The sequence below is a fragment of the Trebonia sp. genome (assembly GCF_030042015.1).
In the GTDB taxonomy this organism is placed as follows: domain Bacteria; phylum Actinomycetota; class Actinomycetes; order Streptosporangiales; family Streptosporangiaceae; genus Trebonia.
The window spans coordinates 1-6,892 of the sequence record NZ_JASIAL010000016.1; the positions used below are offsets into that span (position 1 = coordinate 1).

Below are 6,892 nucleotides of genomic sequence, written 5' to 3' on the forward strand. Positions count from 1 at the left end.
CCGCGAGCGCGCCGCTCGTGGCGGGTGTCCCGCCGGCCAGCCCGGTCAGCCCGTCGCCGGCCATGATGACGAGCACCCCGGCGAGCAGCACGGGCCAGGGGCGCATCCGCACGGCTGCCAGCGCGCCAAGCGGCGCGGCCGCCACGGCGAACGGCAGCGCCAGGCTGGCCGCCCGCAGCACGAGGCCGGCAGGGGACGCCGCGGCCGCTGCCGCGAACTGCAGCGCGGCATACGGGACCTGCAGCAGGCACAGCGGAACTACGGTGGCGAGCACGAACCCGGCCGCGTAGCCGCCGATGGCGGGCTGCCATGGCGTTGCTCGCCGGCGTCGTCCGCGTTGGCGGCGGCCGGTCGCGCCGCCGCCCGCGGGCGGGATGAGCGGAACGGGCACGACGGCGGTGCCTGGACCTGGAAACGGGATGTCCAGGATCGCCGGTATCCCCTGCGGTTGGGTGTCGCGCAGCGCGCTGGCCTCCCGGCCGCGCGCCGCCCGGCCCGCGTCGCCCGCGGGCACGCCGAGCACAGGGATCAGGTCAAGCAGGGTATCGGCCAGCGCGGTGCCGGCCAGCGCGGTGGCGGCCAGCGCGGCTGTGCCGGACGGTTCCCACGGATCTTCGCCGCTTCCCGGCCAGGGCAGAGTCGATGTGGCTGCTTCGGCGGGGCCAGGCCTTATACCATCAGTCACGTTCCGCTCACTTCGGGTAACTTTGCGGGACGGTGACGAGCCTAACGCCGAACCAGGCGCGTACGCGGGCAGTTCTGATAGGCGGTTACCTATGCCCAGGGATTTCCCTTTGCTCCCGCCCCGGCTCTGGCTGGCAGCACGCAGCCGGGACATGGCGGTGACCGGGGACCAGGACGGGATGCGTTGCTCGACATGAGCAGCAGAAGGCCGTTGTGGCGTCCGGCGGGCTGGTCTGCGGAATGGCCGACTGCTGATCGCCGTTGACGGTGCGTGCGCCGGAATGCCGGGACCGGGCCTGGTGAGATCACCGGTGACGGCTGTGCCGTCGAGCTGTATGCGCTGCTCCCGCCGTTGGGTGAGGCCAGTATCGTGCACGCCGCGGTACCGGAAGGCGCATCGGTTCTGGAGCTGGGCTGCGGTACCGGCCGGACCCTGAGGCCGCTGGCCCTGCTCGGGCACCGGGTGCACGGGGTGGACGACTCACCGGGCATGCTCGCGCACGTCACCGACCTGCCAGTGACGTGCTCGCCGATCGAGTCGCTGCGGCTGGAGGAGAGATTCGGCGCCGTGCTGCTGGCGAGCACGCTGCTCAACGCTGGTCCCAGGCAGCGCGGCGCGTTCCTGGCGACCTGCAGGTATCACCTGACCGCCGACGGCATGGCCGTGTTCCAGTACCATCCGCCCGCCTGGTTCGATACATTCCCTGACGCGCCGCGGGAAAGTGAGGTGGGCGGGATCACCGTGGTTATCCGCACCTGCCGCAGGGTGCCCCGCGGGATTGTCTGCGAGCTGGAGTACCGGGCAGGCGGCCGGACCTGGACGCATGCCTGGACCAGCCACGAGATCAGCGACGCGGGGCTGAACGCCGATCTCGCCGCGGCAGACCTGGCTTTCGGCCGGTGGCTGACCGCGGACCATGCCTGGTTCACCGCCCGCCCGCGGGCATCGCCCTCGGGACCAGTGCAGCTGCAGTGAGTCAGGCGGCGGCGGAGCGCTTCTCGAACTTCCTGGCCATCCAGATGCCCGTGAACCAGAACGCCGCGAAGATCACGCCGAGGACGTACATCGCGGGAATGACGACGCCGGCGGCGATCACCAGGACCTGCAGCGCGGAGCCGGCGTACAGCACCCAGCCCATGCGGGGCCGCCCGACCAGGCCGGCGAGCACGATCGCGACCACGGCGATGCCGCCGCCGACGGCGCCCGCGGTGCCGCCGTGCACATGCTCAAGCGCGATCGTGGGCGCGATCGCCAGGGCCACGATGATCGCCTCCATGATCAGCACCGTGCCGCACAACTGCCTCACGAGAGGTCTCCCGCCGTGAACGAGTGCCTGGCAGGAGTTCCCGGGCCGGGCGGCGCAGGATCGGGCGGGCTGCCCGGGGCGAGCAGCCGCCTGGCGTCGCCCGCGGTGACGACCGAGCCGGTGATGAGGACGGCGTTGCGGCCGGGCAGTTCGCCGGCGGACGGCTCGTCGGCCAGGCTCACCGCCGCCTCGATCGCGTCGTCAAGGCGCTCGGCGACGAGCACGCGGTCCTCGCCGAACACCTCGCGCGCGATGACCGCGAGCTCGCGGGCCCGCATCGAGCGCGGTGAGGAGTTCGCCGTGATCACGATGTCGCTGAGCACCGGCTCGAGCTCGGCGAGCACGCCGGCCACGTCCTTGTCCTCGCTGACCGCGACGACCCCGATGACCCTGGCGAACCCGAACGTCTCGGTCAGCGCCTCCAGGGTCGCGGCCATGCCGGCCGGGTTGTGCGAGGCGTCGACGAGCACCGTCGGGCTGCGCCGCAGCACCTCAAGCCGGCCAGGCGAGCTGGCCTTGGCGAACCCGTCCCTGACCAGGTCCGGGTCCAGGGACGCCGAGCTCAGCCCTGGACCGAGCGTGAGCGAGCCGCCGGCGACGCCGACGGACTCCGCGACGCCGGCGAACGCCTCGACGGCCGCCAGCGCGCACGCCGCGTTCCCCGCCTGGTAAGCGCCGAACAGCGGCAGGAACACGTCCGCGTACGTCCCGCGCAGGCCCTTGAGCACGAGGTGCTGCCCGCCGACCGCCAGCTCGCGGGCGAGCACGCCGAACTCGATGCCCTCCCGCGCCACCGTCGCGCCGACCGACGCGGCGCGCGCGAGCAGCACCTCCGCGGCCGCCACCTGCTGCTGGGCCAGGATCGCGGTCGCGCCCGGCTTGATGATGCCGGCCTTCTCCGTCGCGATCGCCTCGATCGTGTCGCCCAGGTATTTCATGTGGTCCATCGCGATCGGGCCGACCACCGCGACCGCGCCGTCCGCGATGTTCGTCGCGTCCCAGGTCCCGCCCAGGCCGACCTCGATCACCGCGACGTCGACAGGCGCGTCCGCGAACGCGGCAAACATCATGCCGGTGAGCACCTCGAAGAACGACAGCGCCGCGGGCTGCTTGTCGTCGACCAGCTGGACGTACGGCAGGATCTCCGCATACAGCTCGATGAAGCGCTCGGCCGTCAGCGGGACGCCGTCCACGCAGATCCGCTCCCGCATGGACACCAGGTGCGGGCTGGTGAACCGCCCGGTGCGCAGGCCCCGCTCGCGCAGCAGCGTGTCGATCATCCGGGTCATCGACGTCTTGCCGTTGGTCCCCGCGACGTGCACGACGGGATAGGCCCGCTGCGGATCGCCGAGCAGTCCGGCGAGCATCGTGATCCGGTCCAGCGTCGGGGAGATCTGATGCTCCGGGCGCCGCGCCGCGATCTCGAGCTCCACCTCGCGCAGCCGCTCGTCCATGTCCACGGTGCTCAGCCTACTGCGGGCTCAGGACAGCGCGGCCAGCCGGCTTTCCAGCCGGGTGATGTCCCGTTCGGCCAGCGCCAGCCGCTCCCTGGTCTTCGCCACCACCCCGGCCGGGGCCTTGTCCGTGAACGCGGCGTTGCCGAGCTTGGCCGCGGCCTGCCCGGCCTCCCTGCGCGCGGCGGCGAGGTCCTTCTCCAGGCGCTTGCGCTCGGCCTCGACGTCGACCGTGCCCGCGAGGTCGAGTTCCACGGTGACGCCCTCGGCGGCCAGGGCCGCCGAGGGCGCGAACGCCTCGCCAGGCGGGTCGAGCCGCAGCAGCGACCTGATGGCCGTCTCGTGCCCGGCCAGCGGCGTGTCCGCGATGCCCGCCAGGTGCGCCCGCACCCGCTGCCCGGGGCGCAGCCCCTGGTCGGAACGGAACCGCCGGATCTCGGTGACCAGGCGCATCAGCGAGGCGAGCTCCGCCTCGGCCGCCGGGTCGGTGAACTCTTGCGTCGGCCAGGCCGCCACCATGACCGAGTCCTCGCCGGTCAGCGCGCACCACAGCTCGTCGGTCACGAACGGCATCACCGGGTGCAGCAGCCGCAGCATCTGGTCGAGCACGAACCCCAGCACCCGCCGGGTGGCCGCCGCGGCCGCCTCGTCGCCCGAGCTCAACGGCACCTTGGCGAGCTCCACGTACCAGTCGCAGAACTCGTCCCAGGCGAAGTGGTACAGCGCCTCGCACGCCTTGCCGAACTCGAACTGCTCGAGCAGCCCGTCCACCTCGGCGATCACGCTGGAGAGGCGGGAGAGGATCCAGCGGTCGGTGGCCGTCAGTGGGGCTGGAGTGGCGGATGGGGCTGCCGCGGACGTGGCGCCGTTCAGCAGGGCGAATCGGGTCGCGTTCCAGAGCTTGTTGCAGAAGTTCCGTGAGCCGGCCGCCCAGTCCTCGCTGATGGCGGTGTCGCTGCCCGGGTTCGACCCGCGGGCCAGCGTGAACCTGGTCGCGTCGGCGCCGAACCGGTCGATCCAGTCAAGCGGGTCGACGGTGTTGCCGCGCGACTTGGACATCTTCTTGCCGAACTGGTCCCGCACCAGGCCGTGCAGCGCCACGGTGCGGAAGGGCACGGCGTCCCGCGGCGGTGACGTGCGCATCGCGTACAGGCCGAACATCATCATCCGCGCGACCCAGAAGAACAGGATGTCGTACCCGGTGACCAGGACGCTTGTCGGGTAGAACGCCCGCAGGTCGGGGGTGTCGTCCGGCCAGCCGAGCGTGGAGAACGGCCAAAGCGCCGAGGAGAACCACGTGTCGAGCACGTCCGGGTCCTGCGCCCACCCCGCCGGGGGAGTCTCGCCGGGGCCGATGCAGCGGACCTGTCCGTTCGGGCCGTAAAAGACAGGGATCCTGTGCCCCCACCAAAGCTGCCTGCTTATGCACCAGTCGTGCATGTCGTCAACCCAGCCGAAGTAGCGGGCGTTCATCTCCGGCGGCGACAGCAGCGTCCGGCCGTCGCGCACGGCGTCGCCCGCGGCCCTGGCCAGCGGCGCGACGCGGACGAACCACTGCAGCGACTGGCGCGGCTCGACCGTGGTGCCGCAGCGGCTGCAGTGGCCCACCGCGTGCACGTACGGGCGGACCTCGGCGACGATCCTGCCCTCTTCGCGCAGCGCCGCGACGACCGCGGGGCGGGCCTCGAACCGGTCCAGGCCCTGGAACGGGCCGGGCGCCGTGATCACGCCGCGCTCGTCCATGATCGACAGGCCCGGCAGGCCGTGGCGGCGGCCGATCTCGAAGTCGTTCGGGTCGTGGGCCGGGGTCACCTTCACCGCGCCGGTGCCGAAGGCGGGGTCGACGTGGGAGTCGGCCACGACCGGGATCCGCCTGCCGGTCAGCGGCAGCTCCACGTACGTGCCGACGAGGCGGGAGTAGCGCGTGTCGTCGGGGTGCACGGCGACCGCGGTGTCGCCGAGCATCGTCTCGGCGCGGGTGGTCGCGACCACGATGCCCGCGGCCGCGTCGCCGTAGCGGATGGAGACGAGCTCGCCCTCGTCGTCGCTGTGGTCCACCTCGATGTCGGAGAGCGCGGTCAGGCAGCGCGGGCACCAGTTGATGATCCGGTCCGCGCGGTAGATCAGGTCGTCGTCGTACAGCCGCTTGAAGATCGTCTGGACGGCGCGGGACAGCCCGTCGTCCATGGTGAACCGCTCGCGGGACCAGTCCACGCTGTCGCCGAGGCGGCGCATCTGGCCGAGGATGCGGCCGCCGTATTCGGCCTTCCACTGCCAGACCCGGTCCACGAAGGCTTCCCTGCCGAGGTCGTGGCGGCTCAGCCCCTCCTTGGCGAGCTCCCGCTCGACGACGTTCTGGGTGGCGATGCCCGCGTGGTCCATACCGGGCAGCCACAGCGTGCGGTAGCCCTGCATGCGGCGGCGGCGGGTCAGCGTGTCCATCAGCGTGTGGTCGAGCGCGTGACCGATGTGCAGCGAGCCCGTTACGTTCGGCGGCGGGAGCACGATCGTGAACGCAGGGGCGCCGGGATTCTCCTGGGCTTCCGGCGTGAAGTAGCCGGCCTTCTCCCAGTGCTCGTAGCGGCGGGCCTCCACCTCGGCCGGCGCGTACTGGGAGGGAAGCCCGTCAGGCTCGCGTGTCGTCACACCAAGTGAGTTTACGGATTCCTGCGGTCCGGCGTGTACTCAGCCGGTTTGTCGCCGGGCTCACGATCGGGACTTGGCGACCTCGACGCTGTCCCTGACGTTCAGCGTGTCCGAGGCCGCCTTGGACTGCACGGTGACCACCTCGGGGCCGTCCGGGCTGAAGAACTCGGTGACGCCGATCGTGGTCGTCGTGACCCACACGCACACGGTCCCTGGTGTGCTGCCAGCCGCCGTGGCGCAGGCCAGCATGCCGCCGTGCGATCCCGCCGGCTCCGTGCTCTGGTCGGTGACGAGGCTGGCCAGGCCGGCCAGGACCTTGGCCGGGGTGAAAGTCCCTTCGAATCCCGTGAAGGCGAGCACCTGGCCGTCGTCTAGCTGGTAGGCCGCGCTGAACTGGCCGGTGATCTTGCCGCCCCCGCTCAGCGCGGGGCCGCGGACGTCCTGCGAGAGCGTGGCCGCGGCGCTTTGCACGTCGGCGGGGACCGGCGTGAGCTTGGGGTAGCCACCCGCGACGGCCGGCGTCGTCAGCGTGTAGCCGACGACGGCGGCCGACGGCCTGGCGGTGGGCGCGCTCTTGGGGGCCTGCGCGCTCGGGGTCGGCGACGGCGCCCCGGCCTGCGGCACCGAGCCGGGATTGCGGCGGACCAGGACGACCACGCCGATCACGATGGCCACCACCACGATCACGCCGATGACGGCGAGCGGCCTGCGGTTGCCGCGCGCACCGCGGCTGCCCGCACGGCGCGCGGAACGACGGGCGCCCCCCGGGCGCCGGGCGGGGGTGTCCCACGGCCCGGCCGG

Annotated in this window: 6 protein-coding genes; 1 reads left to right on the forward strand and 5 read right to left on the reverse strand. The window is 72.3% G+C overall.

Annotated elements, in window-relative coordinates; genetic code table 11:
- The coding region (locus tag Q1N79_RS00765; RefSeq protein ID WP_300602856.1) for a hypothetical protein at nucleotides 1–685 on the reverse strand (685 nt) is incomplete at its 3' end.
- A gap of 351 nt (nucleotides 686–1,036) precedes the next feature.
- On the opposite strand from Q1N79_RS00765, the gene Q1N79_RS00770 reads away from it, so the two are divergent.
- Complete coding sequence (locus tag Q1N79_RS00770; protein ID WP_300602858.1) at nucleotides 1,037–1,660, forward strand: bifunctional 2-polyprenyl-6-hydroxyphenol methylase/3-demethylubiquinol 3-O-methyltransferase UbiG; 624 nt, start codon at nucleotides 1,037–1,039, stop codon at nucleotides 1,658–1,660.
- Between the two features lies 1 nt (nucleotide 1,661).
- Here Q1N79_RS00770 and Q1N79_RS00775 read toward each other — a convergent pair whose 3' ends face one another.
- The 4 genes from Q1N79_RS00775 to Q1N79_RS00790 form a co-directional block, all read right to left on the reverse strand.
- Nucleotides 1,662–1,991: a DUF4233 domain-containing protein gene (locus tag Q1N79_RS00775; protein WP_300602859.1), complete on the reverse strand. Its 330-nt coding sequence runs from the start codon at nucleotides 1,989–1,991 to the stop codon at nucleotides 1,662–1,664.
- Nucleotides 1,988–3,445 (reverse strand): folylpolyglutamate synthase/dihydrofolate synthase family protein, encoded by a 1,458-nt coding sequence (locus Q1N79_RS00780; RefSeq protein ID WP_300602869.1) that lies wholly within the window; start codon nucleotides 3,443–3,445, stop codon nucleotides 1,988–1,990. The genes Q1N79_RS00775 and Q1N79_RS00780 overlap by 4 nt, the downstream gene beginning before the upstream one ends.
- 27 nt (nucleotides 3,446–3,472) lie before the next feature.
- Nucleotides 3,473–6,091, reverse strand: a complete 2,619-nt coding sequence (locus Q1N79_RS00785) for a valine--tRNA ligase (RefSeq protein ID WP_300602861.1) — start codon at nucleotides 6,089–6,091, stop codon at nucleotides 3,473–3,475.
- A 60-nt stretch (nucleotides 6,092–6,151) separates the two neighbouring features.
- Nucleotides 6,152–6,892, reverse strand: a 741-nt coding sequence (locus Q1N79_RS00790) for a hypothetical protein (protein ID WP_300602866.1), incomplete at its 5' end; no start/stop codon positions are given.